The 19,142-nt window shown below is 70.1% G+C and carries 17 protein-coding genes; 4 read left to right on the top strand and 13 right to left on the bottom strand.

What is annotated here, in order from left to right; translation table 11 throughout:
- Positions 1–619 precede the first annotated feature (619 nt).
- The 6 genes from pheT to infC all read right to left on the bottom strand — a co-directional run bounded on the left by pheT (position 620) and on the right by infC (position 6,462).
- Positions 620–3,142, bottom strand: a complete 2,523-nt coding sequence (gene pheT, locus HFP15_RS38655) for a phenylalanine--tRNA ligase subunit beta (RefSeq protein WP_168522943.1) — start codon at positions 3,140–3,142, stop codon at positions 620–622.
- The gene (gene pheS / locus HFP15_RS38660; RefSeq protein WP_168522945.1) at positions 3,142–4,209 is read right to left on the bottom strand and encodes a phenylalanine--tRNA ligase subunit alpha; all 1,068 of its coding nucleotides are present in this window, start codon (positions 4,207–4,209) and stop codon (positions 3,142–3,144) included. The genes pheT and pheS overlap by 1 nt, the downstream gene beginning before the upstream one ends.
- Positions 4,210–4,307: 98 nt before the next feature.
- On the bottom strand, positions 4,308–5,135 hold the full coding sequence (locus HFP15_RS38665) for a TrmH family RNA methyltransferase (RefSeq protein WP_210718450.1): 828 nt from the start codon (positions 5,133–5,135) through the stop codon (positions 4,308–4,310).
- Positions 5,132–5,512: a 50S ribosomal protein L20 gene (rplT, locus tag HFP15_RS38670; RefSeq protein WP_168522947.1), complete on the bottom strand. Its 381-nt coding sequence runs from the start codon at positions 5,510–5,512 to the stop codon at positions 5,132–5,134. The genes HFP15_RS38665 and rplT overlap by 4 nt, the downstream gene beginning before the upstream one ends.
- Before the next feature lie 71 nt (positions 5,513–5,583).
- The gene (gene rpmI, locus HFP15_RS38675) at positions 5,584–5,778 is read right to left on the bottom strand and encodes a 50S ribosomal protein L35 (RefSeq protein ID WP_020420415.1); all 195 of its coding nucleotides are present in this window, start codon (positions 5,776–5,778) and stop codon (positions 5,584–5,586) included.
- Positions 5,779–5,850: 72 nt separating this feature from the next.
- Entirely contained in the window at positions 5,851–6,462 is a 612-nt protein-coding gene (gene infC / locus HFP15_RS38680; RefSeq protein ID WP_168522949.1) for a translation initiation factor IF-3, read from the bottom strand.
- 160 nt (positions 6,463–6,622) lie between these two features.
- Between infC and HFP15_RS38685 the strand changes: the two genes are divergently transcribed.
- On the top strand, positions 6,623–7,021 hold the full coding sequence (locus HFP15_RS38685; RefSeq protein ID WP_210718445.1) for a DUF1844 domain-containing protein: 399 nt from the start codon (positions 6,623–6,625) through the stop codon (positions 7,019–7,021).
- On the opposite strand, the gene HFP15_RS38690 is transcribed toward HFP15_RS38685, so the two are convergent.
- Positions 7,018–7,398, bottom strand: a complete 381-nt coding sequence (locus HFP15_RS38690; protein WP_168522953.1) for a RidA family protein — start codon at positions 7,396–7,398, stop codon at positions 7,018–7,020. The two genes, HFP15_RS38685 and HFP15_RS38690, sit on opposite strands and share 4 nt — an antisense overlap.
- Positions 7,399–7,473: 75 nt before the next feature.
- On the opposite strand from HFP15_RS38690, the gene HFP15_RS38695 reads away from it, so the two are divergent.
- Complete coding sequence (locus HFP15_RS38695; RefSeq protein ID WP_168522955.1) at positions 7,474–8,775, top strand: amino acid deaminase; 1,302 nt, start codon at positions 7,474–7,476, stop codon at positions 8,773–8,775.
- Between the two features lie 52 nt (positions 8,776–8,827).
- Here the strand turns inward: HFP15_RS38695 and HFP15_RS38700 are convergent, their stop codons facing one another.
- The 3 genes from HFP15_RS38700 to HFP15_RS38710 are packed head-to-tail and all read right to left on the bottom strand — an operon-like array spanning position 8,828 to position 11,579.
- Positions 8,828–9,310: a YbjQ family protein gene (locus tag HFP15_RS38700; RefSeq protein ID WP_168522957.1), complete on the bottom strand. Its 483-nt coding sequence runs from the start codon at positions 9,308–9,310 to the stop codon at positions 8,828–8,830.
- 20 nt (positions 9,311–9,330) lie between these two features.
- Positions 9,331–9,996, bottom strand: a complete 666-nt coding sequence (locus HFP15_RS38705) for a response regulator (protein ID WP_168522959.1) — start codon at positions 9,994–9,996, stop codon at positions 9,331–9,333.
- A complete protein-coding gene (locus tag HFP15_RS38710; RefSeq protein WP_210718446.1) occupies positions 9,993–11,579 on the bottom strand; it encodes a sensor histidine kinase in 1,587 nt (528 codons plus the stop codon). Before HFP15_RS38710 ends, HFP15_RS38705 begins: the two co-directional genes overlap by 4 nt.
- A 197-nt stretch (positions 11,580–11,776) precedes the next feature.
- Between HFP15_RS38710 and HFP15_RS38715 the strand changes: the two genes are divergently transcribed.
- Complete coding sequence (locus HFP15_RS38715; protein WP_168522973.1) at positions 11,777–13,078, top strand: cation:dicarboxylate symporter family transporter; 1,302 nt, start codon at positions 11,777–11,779, stop codon at positions 13,076–13,078.
- Here the strand turns inward: HFP15_RS38715 and HFP15_RS38720 are convergent.
- The 3 genes from HFP15_RS38720 to HFP15_RS38730 form a co-directional block, all read right to left on the bottom strand.
- Complete coding sequence (locus HFP15_RS38720; RefSeq protein ID WP_168522963.1) at positions 13,068–13,511, bottom strand: SRPBCC family protein; 444 nt, start codon at positions 13,509–13,511, stop codon at positions 13,068–13,070. The two genes, HFP15_RS38715 and HFP15_RS38720, sit on opposite strands and share 11 nt — an antisense overlap.
- A 540-nt stretch (positions 13,512–14,051) precedes the next feature.
- The gene (uvrA, locus tag HFP15_RS38725; protein WP_168522965.1) at positions 14,052–16,907 is read right to left on the bottom strand and encodes an excinuclease ABC subunit UvrA; all 2,856 of its coding nucleotides are present in this window, start codon (positions 16,905–16,907) and stop codon (positions 14,052–14,054) included.
- A gap of 56 nt (positions 16,908–16,963) precedes the next feature.
- Positions 16,964–18,220 (bottom strand): acyltransferase family protein, encoded by a 1,257-nt coding sequence (locus tag HFP15_RS38730; protein WP_312871962.1) that lies wholly within the window; start codon positions 18,218–18,220, stop codon positions 16,964–16,966.
- A gap of 102 nt (positions 18,221–18,322) precedes the next feature.
- On the opposite strand from HFP15_RS38730, the gene HFP15_RS38735 reads away from it, so the two are divergent.
- On the top strand, positions 18,323–19,000 hold the full coding sequence (locus tag HFP15_RS38735) for an MBL fold metallo-hydrolase (RefSeq protein WP_168522967.1): 678 nt from the start codon (positions 18,323–18,325) through the stop codon (positions 18,998–19,000).
- Positions 19,001–19,142: the final 142 nt, after the last annotated feature.

Here is a 19,142-nt window from a genome sequence, read left to right on the forward strand (position 1 = left end):
TGACCGATGGGCGCACACCGACCGGGCGGTAGGCGCAGGCTGCCCCGTTGGACGGTATCCGCACCGACCGGCCGACCGATGGACGCTGGCCGCGCCGACCGCTGGGCGGCGGTAGCCCTGACCGGTGGGCGACGATGCCGACTGGTGGGCGATCGCCGCGTCGACCGGGCGCGTGGTCGTGCGCTGCCTGGGCCGAACGAAGGCCGAAGAGCGCCTGGGCGGGCGCCGGTACTGGTGCTGGCACTCGCGCTGACGCGGCCCGGGGCCCGCCTTAATGCCACCTCACGTTCGTGTCTCAACGCCACGCCCACGCTGACCCGGGCAGCACACGCCACGCCGGGCTGGTGCTGGCACTGGCGCGGTCGTCACTCGACCCGGACCACCGAGGGGACCTGGGCCGCACCCATGCCTGCGCCGCATTTAGGACCCGCATCCTTGACACGTCGGCCACTGCCGCGGGCCAGGCCACGCCGCAAACCGCGGCTGTCGCTTGCGTGGGCCGACACATCGGCCCGCTCCCTTGGCTCGGAGCGGGCCGACGGGCGAAGCTGGCCACGTGCCGCGTGCCGCGTGCCACGGCCCGGAACCGGGGTCGGGGGCCGCGGGCCGGGGCCAAGGGTCAGCTGCGGAGTGTGGCGCCGTAGCGGGAGGCGGCTTCGGCCACCGCGGCGTCGCGCGCTTTCGTCGCCTCTTCCACGGTCAGGGTGCGGTCCGGGGCGCGGAAGCGCAGCTTGTACGCCAGCGAGCGCTTGCCCGCCCCCACCTGGTCGCCCGTGTAGGAGTCGAACAGGTTGACGTCCTCCAGGAGATCACCGCCGCCGGCGATGATCGCTTCCGCCAGGTCGGCGGCGGGCACCTTCTCGTCGACCACCAACGCCACATCCAGCAGCACCGGCGGGTACGGCGACACCGCGGGCGCGGGCCGGTCGTGCGGCAGCGGGACCGCGTCCAGGTCCAGCTCCATCGCCACCGTGCGTTTGGGCAGGCCCAGTGCCTCGACCACCTTCGGGTGCAGTTCGCCCGCGTGGCCGACCGGCCAGTCGCCGACGAGCAGCTCGGCGCAGCGGCCGGGGTGCCACGGCAGCAGATCCGCCGAGCGCACCCGCAACCTCACCCCCGCGGCCTCGCCGACCAGACGCGCCGCCTGCACGGCGTCCGCCCAGCCAGCCTGCTCGCCGGAACCCCACCAGCCCGACCGCTCCCGCTCGCCGGCCAGCACCACCGCCACATGCTGCGGCTGCACCGGCACAGCGGCCTCCAGCGTGGCCAGTTCCTCGTCGGTGGGCCGCCCGTCCACGCCCAGCTCCGGCACCGCGACCGGTGACGCACTGGGCAGCACGACCTGTCCGATGTGGAACAATGCGAGGTCACGGAAACCGCGGGAAACGTTGCGCTGCAAGGTGTCCAGCAGACCAGGCAGCAGCGAGCTGGCCATCTGGTCCTTCTCCGCCTCCAGCGGGTTCTGCACCTTCACCGTCCGCCGGCGGACGTCGTCCTCCGGCAGGCCGAACGCGTCCCAGGTGGCGGCGGAGATGAACGGGAACGGCAGCACCTCGACGTACCCGGCCTCGGCCAGCGCGCGCGATACGGTGCGGCGCCGGCGCTGCGACTCCGTCAGCCCACGGCCGGCGGGCGCCTGCGGCAGCGTGGACGGAATGCTGTCGTACCCCTCCAGCCGCAGCACCTCCTCCACCAGGTCCGCGGGCTGCACGAGATCCCCGCGCCAGCTCGGCGGCACCGCGGTCACCTGCGCGGCACCCTCGTCCGACGTGCCGACCGTGACCTTGCAGCCGATCTGCCCGAGCCGCCGCACCGTCACGCCGCGCTCGTAGCGCACGCCCGCGACGCGGTCCGGCAAATCGATCGGCATGGTGATCGGCTTCTGCGGGGCGACCTCGCCGACATCGCTGCGGCCCGGCTGGATACTTCCGTCCCCGTACCGCCGCAGCAGCCGCGCCGCCATCTCGACCGCCGCCGCGCACAGCTGCGGATCGGTGTAGCGCTCGAATCGCTTGGCCGCCTCGGAGAACAGCTTGTGCCTGCGCGCGGTGCGGCTGATCGACGGCGGATCCCAGTGCGCCGCCTCCAACAGCACGTCCGTGCTCTCCGGGCTGATCTCGGTGCTCGCGCCACCCATCGTGCCCGCCAGCGAGATCACGCCCGAATCGTCGGCGATCACCATGTCGTCCGGGTCCAGCGCACGCTCGACATCGTCCAAAGTGGTCAGTTTTTCGCCCGGCTTCGCCCGGCGCACCACCAGATCGCCCTTCACCGAGGACGTGTCGAAGGCGTGCAGCGGATGCCCCAGCTCCAGCATCACGTAGTTGGTGACGTCCACGGCCAGCGAAATCGACCGGATCCCGGCAAGCAGCAGCCGCCGCCGGATCCAGAACGGCGTGGGCGCACCGGCGTCGAGCCCGGTGACCCGCCGCAGGACGAACCGCGAGCAGCCGCTCGGATCCTCGATGCGCACCGGCCAGGCCTCGCCCTCGGGCGCGGGAAGTTCCAGGTTCGCCGGGTCGCCGAACGGGACGTCCAGCGCGCACGCCAGTTCCCGCGCCAGCCCGCGCACCGACAGCGCGTAGCCGCGGTCCGGGGTCGGCACGAGCTCCAGCACCGTGTCGTCGAGTTCCAGGATCGAGCGCGCGTCGTCACCCGGCGAGGCCGTGGCGGGCGGCAGCACCAGAATCCCGCTGTGGTCGTCGCCGAGGCCCAGCTCACGCGCCGAGCAGATCATGCCGTCGCTGATCTTGCCGTAGGTCTTGCGCTGCGCGATCGCGAAACCGCCCGGCAGCACCGCACCCGGCAGCGCGACCACGACGAGATCGCCCTCGGCGAAGTTCGTGGCGCCGCAGACGATGCCGCGGGTGCGGATGCCCGACGGGCCCTCCTGCTCCTCGGGCTCGTCTTCGGTGTCGTTGTCCTCGCCGGTCTCGACCCGGCAGTAGCGGATCGGCTTCTTGAACCCGGTCAGTTCCTCGATCTCGGCGACGCGGCCCACGACGAGCGGCCCGGTAACGTCACCGAGCTTGTCCACCGCGTCGACCTCGATCCCGATCCGCACGAGGGCGTCCGCGAGTTCCTGCGGTCCGACCTCGCCGGCGTCGAGATGCTCGGTGAGCCAGCTAACGGGGACTCGCACTATGCCTCCGTTCCGAAGGGAAGGGTGAACCGGACGTCGCCTTCCACCATGTCACGCATGTCGGGGATGCCGTTGCGGAACTGCAGCGTCCGCTCGAGCCCCATGCCGAACGCGAACCCGGAGTACACCTCGGGGTCCACGCCGCAGGCTCGCAGCACGTTGGGATTGACCATGCCGCAGCCGCCCCATTCGACCCAGCCGGCGCCGCCCTTCTTCTCCTCGAACCACACGTCCACCTCGGCGGAGGGCTCGGTGAACGGGAAGAAGTGCGGACGCAGCCGCGTCTTCGACGCGCTTCCGAACATGGCGCGGGCGAACGCGTCCAGCGTGCCCTTCAGGTGCGCCATCGTGATGCCCTTGTCCACCGCGAGGCCCTCGACCTGCGAGAACACCGGAGTGTGCGTCGAATCGAGCTCGTCGGTGCGGTAGGTGCGGCCGGGGCACACGACGTACACCGGCAGGTCGCGGTGCAGCAGCGTGCGGGCCTGCACCGGGGAGGTGTGCGTGCGCAGCACCAGTCCCGATCCGGGCTCGCCGACGTAGAAGGTGTCCTGCATCTGCCGCGCGGGGTGGTCCTTGCCGAAGTTCAGCGCGTCGAAGTTGAACCATTCGGCTTCCAGCTCGGGCCCCTCGGCGACCTCCCAGCCCATCGCGACGAACACGTCGGCCACGTGCTCGCTGATCGTGGTGATGGGGTGGCGGGCACCGCGCGGCACCCGGTCCCACGGCAGCGTCACGTCGACGGCCTCTTCGCGCAGCACCCGCTCGTCGCGCTCGGCCTGCAGCGCGGCCCGGCGCGTGTCGAAGCTGCTCTGGATGGCCTGCCGGGCCTCGTTGACCCGCTTGCCCGACTCGGCCTTCTCCTGCTTGGGCAGCGCCCCGATAGCGCGCCGGGCCAGCATCAACGGCGAGTGGTCGCCGAGGTGCGCGGGCTTCACCGCCGCGAGTTCATCGAGGGTTCCGGCCTGCCCGAACTCGGCCTCCGCGCTGGTGATCGCGGCCTGCAGGGTCTCCGGCGTGAGTGCCTCGGCCGGCGTGGGGTCCTGCTTGTCGTTGGCTCCGGACATAGCTCCTCAGCGTCCGCTGTGACTGGTCCGCGGCTCGGCGCGAGCACACGTAGCGATTACCGAGGGATTCTAGGCGACCGCTCTCGGGTGAGCCCCGGTCACCCTCCGCTTGACCTGCGCTGCGCCATCGCGCTGCCGTACAGGCACACCGCGGCGGCCGTGGCGAGGTTGAGGCTCTCCGCCTCCCCGTAGAGGGGGATACGTACGCACTCGTCGACCTCGCCGAGGACCGCGGGGGGAAGACCGTGTGCCTCGTTGCCGAAAACCCACGCGGCGGGCGTGGTCAGGTCGAGGGTGTCGAGGGAGGTGTCGGCGTACCCGTGGGCGCCGAACAGGCGCAGCCCGGCCGCGCGGCAGGCCGCCAGTGCGGCACCGGCGTCGCGGGTGCGGGCCAGCGGCGGGTGGAACAGGCTGCCCGCGGACGCGCGGACGCATTTGCCGTTGTGCGGGTCGACGCTGTCCCCGGCGACGATCACCGCGTCCGCGCCCGCGGCGTCGGCGACCCGGATGACCGTGCCCGCGTTGCCGGGATCCGCGACGTCGACGAGCACCGCGACCAGTCGCGCGCCCGGAGCCAGCAGTCCCTCCAGCGGGCGGTCCAGCAGTGCGCACACCGCGACGATTCCTTGCGGGGTCACGGTTTCGGACAACCCGGCGGCCGCGCGGTCGGTGATCGGCGAGACGCGCACACCGGCCTCGAGCGCGGTGTTCACCAGATCCGCGTGCGCCTGCGCGGCACGCTCGGTGACGAACAGGTCGTACACCTCACCGCGAGCCAGCGCGGCTTCGACGGCATTGGCGCCCTCGGCGAGAAACCGGCCGGCCTTGTCACGCTCGGCGCGGCGCGTCAGGCGCCGGGCAGCAGCAACCCGGGGGGTCCGTTCGGTGAACGGTTCCGCCCCGGGTCGCGTCAGGTCCCTGCTCAGGCCGACTTCTTGTCTTCGGCCGCGGGCACGTTCTGCTTGGCGACCTCCGCGAGCGCGGCGAACGCCGCGGCGTCGTTGACGGCCAGGTCGGCCAGCACCTTGCGGTCGACCTCCACACCGGCGGCCTTCAGGCCCTGGATGAACCGGTTGTAGGTGACGCCGTTCTGACGGGCGGCCGCGTTGATGCGGGTGATCCACAGCTGGCGGAAGTCACCCTTGCGGGCACGGCGGTCCCGATAGGCGTAGTTGAGCGAGTGGAGCGTCTGCTCCTTGGCCTTGCGGTAGAGCCGCGAACGCTGGCCACGGTAGCCGCTGGCCAGTTCGAGAGTTGCGCGACGCTTCTTCTGGGCGTTGACCGCCCGCTTGACGCGTGCCACGGGTCCATCCTGTCGATCTCAGGGGGCGCTCGTGGCGCCCCGGGGTGTTAGGGCAAGTCTGGGCGGAGGCTTCAGCGGCCGAGGAGCCGCTTGACCCGGCCGACGTCGTTCTTGGCGACCTCGCCGGTGCCTTCGAGGCGGCGGGTGACCCGGCTGGACTTCTTCTCCATGAGGTGGCGGCGGCCGGCCTTCTGGCGGCGCAGCTTGCCGCTGCCGGTGACCCGGATCCTCTTGGAGGTCCCGCTGTGCGTCTTCATCTTCGGCATTCGTAACTCTCTTTCATGGTGCAGCACACCGGAAAAACCCGGTGTGCTGCGGACTGCGTCGGCGCTGTCAGGTCAGGACTCGACCGGTTCCCTGGCCGGCTTCTGCTTCGCCTTCGCGTTCTTGTGCGGGGCCAGCACCATGATCATGTTGCGGCCGTCCTGCTTCGGCGACGACTCCACGTAGCCGAGCTCGGACACGTCGTCGGCGAGCTTCTGCAGCAGCCGGAAACCGAGCTCCGGCCGGGACTGCTCACGACCGCGGAACATGATGGTGACCTTCACCTTGTTCCCAGCGGAGAGGAAGCGGGACACGTGGCCCTTCTTCGTCTCGTAGTCGTGCTGGTCGATCTTGGGACGCAGCTTCTGCTCTTTGATGACCGTGAGCTGCTGGTTACGGCGTGACTCGCGGGCCTTCTGCGCGCTCTCGTACTTGAACTTGCCGAAGTCCATGAGCTTGCAGACCGGCGGGCGCGCCTGCGGCGCCACCTCGACGAGGTCGAGGTCCGCCTCCTGGGCGAGCCTGAGCGCATCCTCGATCCGGACGATCCCGACCTGTTCACCGTTGGGTCCGACCAAGCGGACCTCGGGAACACGGATGCGTTCGTTGATGCGTGTCTCGGAGCTGATGTGGCCTCCTTGGTCCGAGGAAAGTTGTCCTAGCCTGCTCGACCCTGGTGCCCACATACCACGGGCCCCGGCTTCGGCTCTTTCCAGTGCCGATGCGGGGCCCTCGTTCCGATCGCGTCCGCAACGCGGACGCTTCGCCACCACGCGGTGGCGAGACCGGACCCGGCCGCCTCGAGCGGCGACTCGGGTGGGAGCGGGGCTCCACTTGCGGCCCCCGATGGCTCGAGGGCTGGTCGCACGTGGAAGGGTACCAGACGTGTCTTACAACGCTTCCCAGCAGCCCGAAAATTCCGCGGGGGTCCGCGAGCTCAGCGATATCCCCAGCGTAGAGGTGATCAGCCGGGCGGCCGTGATGCTGATGTCGGCGGCGGCCGAACGGCTGGGCCTCGCCGACGACGACCCGGAGTCCAGCCCCCGCCGCGACCTGGACGAGGCCCGCAGGCTGATCACCGCGCTCGCCGGGCTGGTGACCTCCTCGGCCGAGTACCTCGGTGTGCACGCCGCTCCCCTGCGTGACGGCCTGCAGTCCCTGCAGAAGGCGTTCCGCGAGATGTCCGCCATGCCCGACGCGCCCGGCCAGGGGCCCGGCGAGCAGTACACCGGCCCGGTTCACTAGTCCACGACGGCGAGCGCGTCGATCTCGACGAGGAGGTCGGGGGCGAGGCCGACGTACACCGTGGTCCTCGCGGCGTAGGGCTCCTGGGCCCAGTCGTTGTAGACCGCGTTGAACTCGGCGAAGTGCGTGGGATCGGTGAGGTAGACCCGGACCATCACGAGATCGCCGGCGCCGGATCCGGCCGCCTCGAGCACGGCGTCGAGGTTGGCCAGCACCTGCCGCGCCTGCTCCCCCACCGTCGTACCGACCACCCGGCCCGTTTCCGGGTCGAGCGGGACCTGACCCGCCACCTGCAGGATGTTGCCCTTGCGGACGCCCTGCGAGTACGCGGCAGCCGGTTTCGGCGCGTTGCCGGTGCTGATCGCGACCTTGGCCATGCGTGTTTCCTTTCGCTCCACTGTGGACGGAAGCATCCCATTGCCCCGCCCGCGATCCGATGCTACGAGGTGTTGATGACGTTCACCGCCTGCCGCCTCGACCCGGTGGCGCTCGCCGCCCTCCGCGAGGAACCGCTCGACTGGCGTTTCAAGGGGCTTCCCTCGGCCCTGTGGGGCTTTTCGCTCGGCGAGGCGGCCGCACGAAGGCCGCACCTGTTCGACGACGGGTTCGTCGGCCCGCTCGTCGTGCTCGACGCGGCCGCGCTGGAGCACAACCTGCGGACGATGGCGGCCTGGTGCGCCGGCCACGGCGTCGCGCTCGCCCCGCACGGCAAGACGACGATGGCGCCGCAGCTGTTCGACAGGCAGGCCGCGCACGGCGCGTGGGCCATCACCGCCGCGAACGCCAGTCAGCTGCGCGTCTACCGCGCCTTCGGCGTGTCCCGGATCGTCTTCGCCAACCAGCTGGTGGATCCCGCGGCGCTGCGCTGGCTGGCCGCCGAACTCGCCGCGGATCACTCCTTCGAGTTCTGTTGCTGGGTGGATTCGGTGCGCGGCGCCGAACTGATGACCGCCGCGCTCGCCGGATCCGGCAGGCAGGTCGACGTGCTGGTCGAACTCGGCGCCGACCCGGGCCGCACCGGGGTCCGCGACGAAACGACCGCGCTCGACGTCGCCGAGGCCGTGCGCCGCAGCCCCGCGCTCCGGCTGGCCGGGGTCGGCGGCTACGAGGGCGCGCTCGCGCACGACGCTTCCGAGCGCTCGCGAGAGATCGTCACCGGCTATCTCCGCACCCTGCGCGAACTGACCATCACCTTGGCGCAGCGGGGATTCTTCGCCGACGTTCCCCAGGTGATCGTGACCGCAGGCGGCAGCGCCTACTTCGATCAGGTCGCGCGGGAACTCACGACGGGCTGGCCGGCCGGGATGCCTGTGCTCCCGGTACTGCGCAGCGGGGCGTATGTGACCCACGACGACGGTTTCTACCGCGGAATCTCCCCGCTCGGCGTACGGCCGCGCATCGACGGTACGCCAGGATTGCGCCCCGCCTTGCGCGCCTGGGCGCAGGTCACGTCGAATCCGGCGAGCGATCTCGCGCTGCTGACTCTCGGCAAGCGCGACGCGTCGTTCGACGAGGGGCTGCCGGAGCCGCGACTGCACCGTGCGAACGGGACGACCACCCGGCTGCCCGGCCACACCGTGACCGCGCTCAACGACCAGCACGCGTTCGTCGCCCTGCCCGCGGGCTCACCGCTGGCGGTCGGCGACTGGGTGGGGCTCGGCTTGTCGCACCCGTGCACCGTGTTCGACAAGTGGCCGCTGATTCCCGTCGTCGAGGGCGAGACCGTGACCGACTTCGTGCGCACGTATTTCTAGCCCGGGCAAGAAAAAGGTGCCCGCCTCGGCGGGCACCCCAGTTGGTTCCGGTTCACTGCTGTTGCGGGTAGGCCTGCTGCTGGGGTGCCTGCTGATACTGGCCCTGCGGCTGCTGCTGGTACTGCTGCTGCGCCGCGTGCTGCTGGACCTGCTGCTGCGGAGCCGCCTGCTGCATGCCTTCGGCGCCTTCGGGCACCACGTAGACGGCGGTGCCGTACGCGGCGATCTCGCTGGCGGTCTGCGCGATCTCGTTGCAGTCGAAGCGCAGCGCGAGCACGGCGTTGGCCCCGTGGCCCATCGCCTCCTGGGCGAGCCGGCCGAGCGCCTCGTAGCGGGAGTCGGACAGCAGTTTGGACAGCCCCTTCAGCTCACCGCCCGCCATCGCCTTGAAGCCCGCGCCCATGGTCGAGAACATGTTCCGGCTGCGCACGGTGAGCCCGAAAACCTCACCGAAGACACGGACCACCTTGTAGCCTGGCAAATCGTTCATTGTGGACAGCAGGATGGGGAACTGCTGCGGATACGGCTGACTCATGCCCCGGACAATAACGGGTCTCAGGTGAGCGCGCGGTACCAAACCTCAGGTCTGCCCACCTGCCCGTAGCGAGGCTCACGTGCGGCCAGTCCGGTGTCGGCCAGATACTCCAGATACCGGCGTGCGGTCACGCGCGAAACGCCGGTGGCCGAGGCCGCCGCGCCCGCGGGCAGACCCTCCGGTTCGGCCCGTAGCGCGCCGGCGATCGCGTTCAGCGTGTGCTCGCTCATGCCCTTCGGCAGGCCCTGGTGTGACGGCGTGCGCAGCGTCGCGAGCGCACGGTCCACATCGGTCTGATCGGAGGCCTGCCCGGCGCTCTGCCGGAACTGCGCGTAGCGCTCCAGCTTTTCGCGCAGTGACGCGAAGGTGAACGGTTTGAGAAGGTATTGCACCACTCCGGCGGACACGGCGGTCTTGACCACAGCGAGATCACGCGCGGAGGTCACCGCGATGACGTCGGCCGCGCTGCCCGAAGCACGCAGCGCCCGGCAGACCGCGAGCCCGTGCGTGTCGGGCAGGTAGAAATCGAGCAGCACCAGATCGACCGTGTGCCGCTCGCAGAACCGCAGCGCCTCCGCGCCCGAATGCACGACACCGGCGACAGTGAACCCGGCGACCCGCTCGACGTACTGCCGGTGGGCCTCCGCCGCGACGAGATCGTCCTCGACGACCAGCACCATGATCATCGGGCGGCTCCCTGCCGCACCGGCAGCCGGACCGTGAACACGGCGCCGCCCTCACCTCCGATGTCGATGGTGCCGCCGTAGCGGCGCACCGCCTGACCGACCAGTGCCAGCCCGAGGCCGTGCCCGACCGGCCCGTCCTGCGGTTTGGTGGTCCAGCCGCGATCGAACACGTCGCCGCGCCGCTGCTCCGGCACCCCCCTGCCGGAGTCGGCCACGCGCAGCAGCAGGGTTCCGCCGTGGTCGCGGGCCGTCACGGTCACCACGGGTTTGGCGGCGGCCGCGTTCTCCACCGCGGCGTCGATCGCGTTGTCGATGAGGTTGCCGAGAATCGTCACCAGGTCGCGTGGCTCGACGTCGAGGTCGTCCAGCGCGGTGTCCTCGGTGAGCACCAGCTCCACACCGCGTTCGCTGGCCTCGGCCGCCTTTCCCAGCAGCAGCGCGGCCAGCACGGGTTCCGACACCGCGCCGACGACGCGGTCGGTCAGGCGTTGCGCGATCTCCAGCTCGGCCGTCGCGAACTCCACCGCCTCGCTCGCACGGCCCATCTCGACCAGCGAAACCACGGTGTGCAGGCGGTTCGCGGCCTCATGTGCCTGCGACCGCAGGGCCTCGGCCAGACCGCGCGTGGTCTGCAGTTCGCCGGTCAGCAGCTGCAGGTCGGTGTGGTCGCGTAGCGTCACGACGGTGCCGCGGTCCCGCTGGACGGGTGCCGTGCTCACCACGAGCACCCGCGTGTCGGTCACGTGGATCTCGTCGGTGCGCGGCTCGCCCGCGCGGAAGGTCTCCGCGAGCGCGGGCGGCAGGCCCAGTTCGGCGACCGGTGTGCCCACCGGGTCCCGCGTGAGCCCGAGCAGCTCGCGGGCGCCATCGTTGCACAGCACGACCCGGCCGTCCGCGCCGACGAGCACGAGCCCTTCCCGCACGGCGCGCAGCGTGGCCTCGTAGTAGGCGAACACGCTGCTCAGCTCCGCCGGGGCGAGACCGCGGGTCTGTTTGCGGAGCCGGGTGCTGATCAGGAAACTGCCCGCCATGCCGACCACGAGGACCGCCGCGGCGACCGCGACGAGCGGGATCAGCCGCTCCTTCAGCTCGGCCGAGATCGCCTTCACGGTGATGCCCACTGCGACGAGCGCGACCACCTGGCCACCGGCGCCGGACACCGGCACCACGGCGCGCATCGACGGGCCGAGCGTGCCCGCGTAGGTCTCGGTGAACGTCCGGCCCGCGCGGGCTTCGGCGGTGTTGCCGAGAAATCGGCGGCCGATCTCCGCCGGATTCGGGTGGGTGAACCGGATGCCGTCCGGATTCATGATCGTGATGAAGTCGACCCCGGTGTCGGCGCGGACCCGTTCGGCGAACGGCTGCAGCTGGGCACTGGGGTCCGATGTAGACAGTGCGGCGAGGATGGTCGGGGTGTCGGCGATCGTGTGTGCCACGGTGACGACCTCGTCGCGCGCGTGATCGTCGGTGGCGCGCGAGGCGTCGGCGTAGGCCAGCCCGGCGCCGACCGCCACGAGCGCCCCGACGCCGGCGACCTGCAACGCGAGCAGCTGTCGGGCAAGGCTCCAGCGCCGGTTCTTCATACCCTCGAATTTAGAGCCTGACACCCGCCGCGCCCACAGCCCGGTCGTGAACTCAATGAACAGAATCGTGACCGGTGCCATAGCCGGACCGCATAGTCACCCCAGCCGTGCCGACGCGGGCACGGCGCAGTCCCACTTTGGAGGCAAGGGTGCCGACACCGCAAACCGCCGACGCCGCGCCGCGGCGCCGGGATCGGATGCACTATCTCTACCTCGCGGTCGTGGCCGCCGTCGTGCTCGGCGTCGTCGTCGGGCTCGTGGCGCCGTCGTTCGCGAAGGGTCTGGCGCCGCTGGGCACCGGGTTCGTCAATCTGATCAAAATGATGATCTCGCCGATCATCTTCTGCACCATCGTGCTCGGCATCGGATCGGTCGCCAAGGCCGCGAAGGTGGGCAAGGTCGGCCTGCTCGCGATCGGGTACTTCCTCGCGATGTCGACGGTCGCGCTGCTGATCGGGCTGGTCGTCGGCAACCTGCTGCACCCGGGCAGTGGTCTGCACCTCGACCCGTCGGCCGCGGCCAAGGCGCATCAGCAGGCCACCGGCGGCGAGGGCAGCACCGACTTCCTGCTCGGCATCATCCCGGAGTCACTGCTGTCGGCGTTCACCGCGGGCTCGGTGCTGCAGACCCTGCTGGTGGCGCTGCTGGCCGGGTTCGCGTTGCAAAAGCTGGGGCCGGCGGGCAAGCCGATCCTGCGCGGCATCGAGCACATCCAGAAGCTCGTGTTCCGGATCCTGTCGATGATCATGTGGGCGGCGCCGGTCGGTGCGTTCGGCGCGATCGCGGCCGTCGTCGGCAACACCGGCTGGGCCGCGCTGAAGAGCCTGCTCGTCGTGATGCTCGGGTTCTACGTGACCTGCCTGCTGTTCGTGTGTGTCGTGCTCGGCGGGATCCTGTGGTTCGGCGCCAGGATCAGCGTGTTCAGCCTGCTGCGCTACCTCGCCCGCGAGTTCCTGCTGATCGTGTCCACCTCCTCGTCGGAGTCCGCGCTGCCGCGGCTGATCGCGAAGATGCAGCACCTCGGCGTGAGCCGGTCCGTCGCGGGCATCACCGTGCCGACCGGGTACTCGTTCAACCTCGACGGCACCGCGATCTACCTGACGATGGCGACGCTGTTCATCGCGACGGCGCAGGGCAGTCCGCTGTCCATTCCCGAGCAGATCTCGCTGCTGGTGTTCATGATCATCGCGTCGAAGGGCGCGGCCGGGGTCAGTGGCGCCGGGATCGCCACGCTCGCGGGCGGGCTCCAGTCGCACCGGCCGGACCTGGTCGGCGGCGTGGGCTTCATCCTCGGCATCGACCGATTCATGTCCGAGGCCCGCGCGGTGACCAACTTCGCGGGCAACGCGGTCGCGACCGTGCTGATCGCCTCGTGGACACGGGAGTTCGACCGGGCCAAGGCAGCGGCCGTCCTTTCCGGACAGGACCCGTTCAACGAGACGACGCTCGTTGACGAGCACACTGCCGAGGCGCCTCAGGAGAAGGTGCTCACGGCGTAAGGCGGGCACACAGGCCGCGCCTGCCGCGGCGCATCATCAGGGCGTGGTTGACCCGGAACAGCGGTCGCGCGACCGGCGCGAACATCCGCAGCAGATGTTTCGTGGCGACCACGTCCTGATGTATGTCCAGCATCGCGCCGATGGCATGGCTGCTCACCCGCGCGGCCAGCGAGCCACGCAGGTCGCCGTCGAGGTGGACGGCCAGCCGCCCGGCGGTCTCGTTCTCCTCCGCGCGGCGCATGCGCACCACCAGGCGGTAGGGCAGGGTGGCCTGGCAGACGATCTCGGCGGTGTCCTCGTCGATCTGGACCACCGAGCGGACGTCGGGCCACCACTGGGGATAACCCGCGAGGTCGACCACGGCCTGGAAGACCGCGGGGGCGGGGGCGGGCACGAGCCAGACGTCGCGGAACCGGTAGCTGTTGAGGGCCACCCGGCCAGTATGCGTGATCAAGGGTCGCGGTAGCCGTCGCCCACGGTGGCGTCAGGCCGGTACCTCCGTCGCCCTCGGCGCAGTGCACGACAGTGCACGAGCGCCGTGGCGTGCATGGATCGCTCAACGCCCTACCGGAGCCTCCGGAACCCCCGACTCGCACGTCTGGAACGCTCGACTCGCACCTCCGGAACCCCGAACTCGGACGTCGGGCCCGCCCAACTCGGGGCCCCGGAAAGCCCGACTCGGGCGCCCGCAGGCCTGGACTCGCACTCCCGGAACACCCGACTCGAGCCCTCGGGAAGCCCAACTCGCGCTTCCGGAACGCTCGACTCGCGCACCCGGAGCCCCCGACTCGGACCTCCGGAACCCCCGACTCGCACTCCCGGAACCCCGAACTCGGGGCCTCAGAAAGCCCGACTCGGACCTCCACAAAGCCCAACTCGCGCCCCCGGAAGCCCCGACTCGCACCTCCGGGAAGCCCGGACTCGGGCGCTCGGAAGGCTCGACTCGGGCGCTGGTAAGTCTGGACTCGCGGGTTTAGGGGAGGACGGTTTTGAGGAATTGGCCGGTGTAGCTTTCCTCGATCTCGGCGACCTGCTCGGGGGTGCCCTCGGCGACGACCGTGCCGCCACCGGAACCGCCCTCCGGGCCCATGTCGATGATCCAGTCGGCGGTCTTGATGACGTCGAGGTTGTGCTCGATCACGACCACCGTGTTGCCCTTGTCGACCAGGCCGTTGATCACGCCGAGCAGCTTGCGGATGTCCTCGAAGTGCAGGCCCGTCGTCGGCTCGTCGAGGATGTAGACCGTCTTGCCGGTGGAGCGCTTCTGCAGTTCGCTGGCGAGCTTGACGCGCTGCGCCTCACCGCCGGACAGCGTCGGCGCCGGCTGGCCGAGGCGCACGTACCCGAGCCCGACGTCGACCAGCGTCTGCAGGTGCCGGTGGATCGCCTTGATCGGCTCGAAGAACTCGGCGGCCTCCTCGATCGGCATGTCCAGCACGTCCGAGACGGTCTTGCCCTTGTAGTGCACCTCCAGGGTCTCCCGGTTGTACCGGGCGCCCTTGCACACCTCGCACGGCACGTACACGTCCGGCAGGAAGTTCATCTCGATCTTGATCGTGCCGTCGCCCGCGCACGCCTCGCAGCGGCCGCCCTTGACGTTGAACGAGAACCGACCGGGCTGATACCCGCGCACCTTCGCCTCGGTGGTGGCGGCGAACAGCTTACGGACGTGATCCCAGACGCCGGTGTAGGTCGCCGGGTTCGACCGCGGTGTGCGGCCGATCGGCGACTGGTCGACCCGCACCAGCTTGTCGACCAGATCCAGCCCGCGCACCCGCGTGTGCCTGCCCGGCACCTGCCGCGCGCCGTTGAGCTTGTTCGCCAGCACCGTGGCCAGGATGTCGTTGACCAGTGTGGACTTGCCCGAGCCGGACACACCGGTGACCGAGACCAGGCAGCCGAGCGGGAACGACACGTCCATGCCGCGCAGGTTGTGCTCGCGCGCGCCCACCACGGTCAGCTGCCGCTTCTTGTTGACCGGGCGCCGGATCTCCGGCACGTGGATGACCTGCCGCCCGGACAGGTACTGTCCGGTGAGCGACTCCTTGCTGCGCAGAAGCTTCTTGTACGGTCCACTGTGGACGATGTACCCGCCGTGCTCGCCCGCGCCGGGCCCGATGTCGACCACCCAGTCGCTGGACCGGATGGTGTCCTCGTCGTGCTCGACCACGATGAGCGTGTTGCCGAGGTCGCGCAGCCGGGTCAGTGTCTCGATCAGCCGGTGGTTGTCCCGCTGGTGCAGCCCGATGGACGGCTCGTCGAGCACGTAGAGCACGCCGACCAGTCCGGAACCGATCTGGGTGGCCAGCCGGATGCGCTGCGCCTCACCACCGGAGAGCGTGCCCGCGGCCCGGTCCAGCGACAGGTAGGTCAGCCCGACGTCGAGCAGGAAGCGCAGCCGGGCCTGGATCTCCTTGAGCACGGCGCCGGCGATCATGGCCTGCCGCTCGTCCAGCCGCAGCCCGTCCAGGAACGCCGAAGCCTCCTCGATGGACAGCGCGCACACCTCGGCGATCGAACGGTCGCCGTACTCGGCGTGCTCGAGGGTGACGGCGAGGATCTCCGGCTTCAGCCTGCTGCCCTGGCACGCCGGGCACGGCACCTCGCGCATGTAGCCCTCGTACCGCTCACGCATGTACTCGGACTCGGTCTGCTCCAGGCGCCGCTCCAGGAACGGGATGACCCCCTCGAAGTTCGCGTAGTACGAGCGCTGGCGGCCGTACCGGTTGCGGTAGCGGACGTGCACCTGCTCGTTGACGCCGTGCAGCACCGCCTTCTGCGCCTTCGCGGGCAGCTTGCGCCACGGGGTGTCCATGCGGAAACCGATGGCCTCCGACAGCGATTCGAGCAGCCGCTGGAAGTACTCGGCGCTCTGCCCGCCCGCCCACGGGGCGATCGCGCCCTCGCCGAGCGACAGCTCGTCGTCGGGCACCACCAGCTCCGGGTCGACCTCCTTGCGGATGCCGATACCCGTGCACTCGGGGCACGCGCCGTAGGGCGAGTTGAACGAGAACGACCGGGGCTCCAGATCCTCGATCGTCAGCGGATGCCCGTTGGGGCAAGCGAGGTTCTCCGAGAAGCCGCGGATGCGGTGCGGATCGTGCTCGGGCAGATCGACGAACTCCAGTTCGACCAGCCCGTCGGCCAGCCGCAGCGCGGTCTCCACCGAGTCGGTGAGCCGCTGCTTGGACGAGGCCTTCACGGTGAGCCGGTCGATGACCACACCGATGTTGTGCTTCTCCTGCTTCTTCAGCTTCGGCGGATCGGTCAGCTGGTAGACCTGCCCGTCCACGCGAGCGCGCGCATAACCCTGCTGCTGCAGGTTCGCGAACAGGTCGAGGTACTCCCCCTTGCGGCCGCGCACCACCGGCGCGAGCACCTGGAACCGGGTGCCCTGTTCCATGTCGAGCACCTGGTCGACGATCTGTTGCGGGGTCTGCTTGCTGATCGGCTCGCCGCACTGCGGGCAGTGCGGCTTGCCCGCGCGGGCGTAGAGCAGCCGCAGGTAATCGTAGACCTCGGTGATGGTGCCCACCGTCGAGCGCGGGTTGCGCGAGGTGGACTTCTGGTCGATCGACACCGCCGGGGACAGACCCTCGATGAAGTCCACGTCCGGCTTGTCCATCTGCCCCAGGAACTGCCGTGCGTAGGCCGACAACGACTCCACGTACCGGCGCTGGCCCTCGGCGAAGATCGTGTCGAAGGCCAGGCTCGACTTCCCGGAGCCGGACAGGCCGGTGAACACGATGAGGCTGTCCCTGGGCAGGTCGAGATCGACGCCACGGAGATTGTGCTCGCGGGCGCCGCGAACAACGAGGCGATCAGCCACGCCAAGGTCCCTTCGCTGGAAAAGTCACGGCCGGAGAAAAGCCAGCCGCATCCATGCTAGGACGACCCACCGACAGAAATCGGAGGCGTCCCGTCCGAGGTGTCCCCGCGACGCGACGGAAGCAGGTCGTCGAGGGCGGTCCGGGGGGCCGGCGCGGGGCGCCGGGGCTGGGTGAGCCGGCGGTGCGCGGGCCGTTCGACGTACTTCGTCATCAGCCAGCCCGCCAGCACACCGGCGACGAGCACGAGAGGCAGCCTGGCCCAGCCGGGGAAACCCCATTCCAGCAGCACCTTCGCCAGCACATAGCCCAGCTCCTGGTGCAGCAGGTACACGCAGTAGGAGATCCCGGCGAGCCAGGTGAGCAGCGGTGCGACCGGGCGCAGGAACGTCCAGTCCGGGCCCTTGGCCGCCGCGCAGATCGCGACGAGCATCACCGCGAAGCCGATGTCCGACGGCATCCGCGCGGGATCACCCGGAAGTGCGACGCCCGCCGGGTAGAGGTGCATGTCCTGCGCGATCACCACGGCGGCCAGCAGCGCGGTCAGCTGCCTGCCGCTCATCCGGTCGCGCGACCACAACCAGATCCCGATGCCGGCGGCGAACGCGTGCATCCGGTGCATGCCCAGCCCGAACACGACACCGAACGCCCAGCTCGCCTGGTTGTCCGCACCGATCACCAGGAACCGGAGCACGAGCGGCACCACCGTGAGACCCCAGGCCAGTGCCTTGATCGTGTGGTCGCCGCGGAACCACGGCGTCGCCGACCACAGCACCGCGGCCGCCACGAACACCATGATCTGCACCGGCAGCGTCCAGTAGGAGCCGTCGAGCCAGATGAAGGACGGGTTCCAGCCCTGGATCATGCCGAGGTTGACGAGCAGGTCGTGCCCCACGGGGACGTACCACGACGTCTTCCACGCGATGCCGTCCGAAGTCGGGCCGAACAGCATGTCGAACCAGCCGCCGTCGAAACCCTGGTGGCTGAAGGCCGCGCCGGCGAAACGCATCACCAGGTAGGTGATCACGACGGCGATCAGGTAGGACGGCAGCAGCCGGGCGATCTTGCCGCGCAGCCAGCGGCCCGCGTCGCCGCGCCGGATCGTCTGGCACACGAAGAAGCCGGACACGACCATCAGCGCGGCCGCGCCGAACTGGCCGGTGACCTTGAACGGGTAGTCGTCGAGTTCGGGGTGCGCGAGCGGGCCCTGATGCGTGATGTGCCCCAGCATCACCGAGACGACGGCGATCACGCGAACGGCGTCCCAGCTGATCTTGCGCTGGCCGGCTTTGGCGGATCGGGTCGAACGAAGCACTGTCTTCCTGAAGATCGTCTCGGGACAACAGCGCCTGAGGCTACGTTACGTTTCTGAGACCAACCTGAACGGGTAAGCGATCAGGCGACTACGGTGTGATTCGTGAACGTCGTGGAGGAATACACCGGGCACGTCGAGCCGGGCGGGGACGCCGCGCGGCGCACCCTCGATGCGCTGACCATCACCAAGTTGTCCGTCGGGCCGATGGACAACAACGCGTACCTGCTGGTGTGCCGGGAAAGCAACGAGGCGCTGCTGATCGACGCCGCCAACGATCCCGACCGCATCTCGGACCTGATCGGGCACGGCCCCGACCGTCCCGCGCTGCGCACGATCGTCACGACCCACCAGCACGCCGACCACTGGCAGGCGCTCGGCGCCGTCGCCGGCGCGAACGGGTCGAACACGGCCGCGCATCCGCTGGACGCGCAGCCCCTGCCGGTGCCGCCGGATTTCCTGCTGGAGAACGGCGACACGGTGTCGGTCGGCGACGTCACGCTCGAAGTGATCCACCTGCGCGGGCACACGCCGGGCTCGATCGCGCTGCTGTACCGCGATCCCGGCGGCCACCCGCACCTGTTCACCGGCGATTCGCTGTTCCCGGGCGGGGTCGGCCGCACCACGTCGCCGGAGGGTTTCACGTCGCTCATCGACGACGTGTCGGAGCGGATCTTCGACGCGCTGCCCGACGACACCTGGTTCTACCCGGGGCACGGGGACGACTCGACGCTCGGCGCGGAGCGGCCCAAGCTGAAGGAGTGGCGCGAGCGGGGCTGGTGAGCCGGGCGCTGCCCACCATGCGTCACCGCGAGCGCGACATGTCGTGACCAAGGTCCTGGCCGTGAGCGCCGCCTTGCTATGTTCCTTGCCGTGGAGCAACCCTCCGTGGAGATCTACACCGACGGCGCCTGCAGCGGCAATC

The organism is Amycolatopsis acididurans (assembly GCF_012328925.1).
GTDB lineage: Bacteria > Actinomycetota > Actinomycetes > Mycobacteriales > Pseudonocardiaceae > Amycolatopsis_E > Amycolatopsis_E acididurans.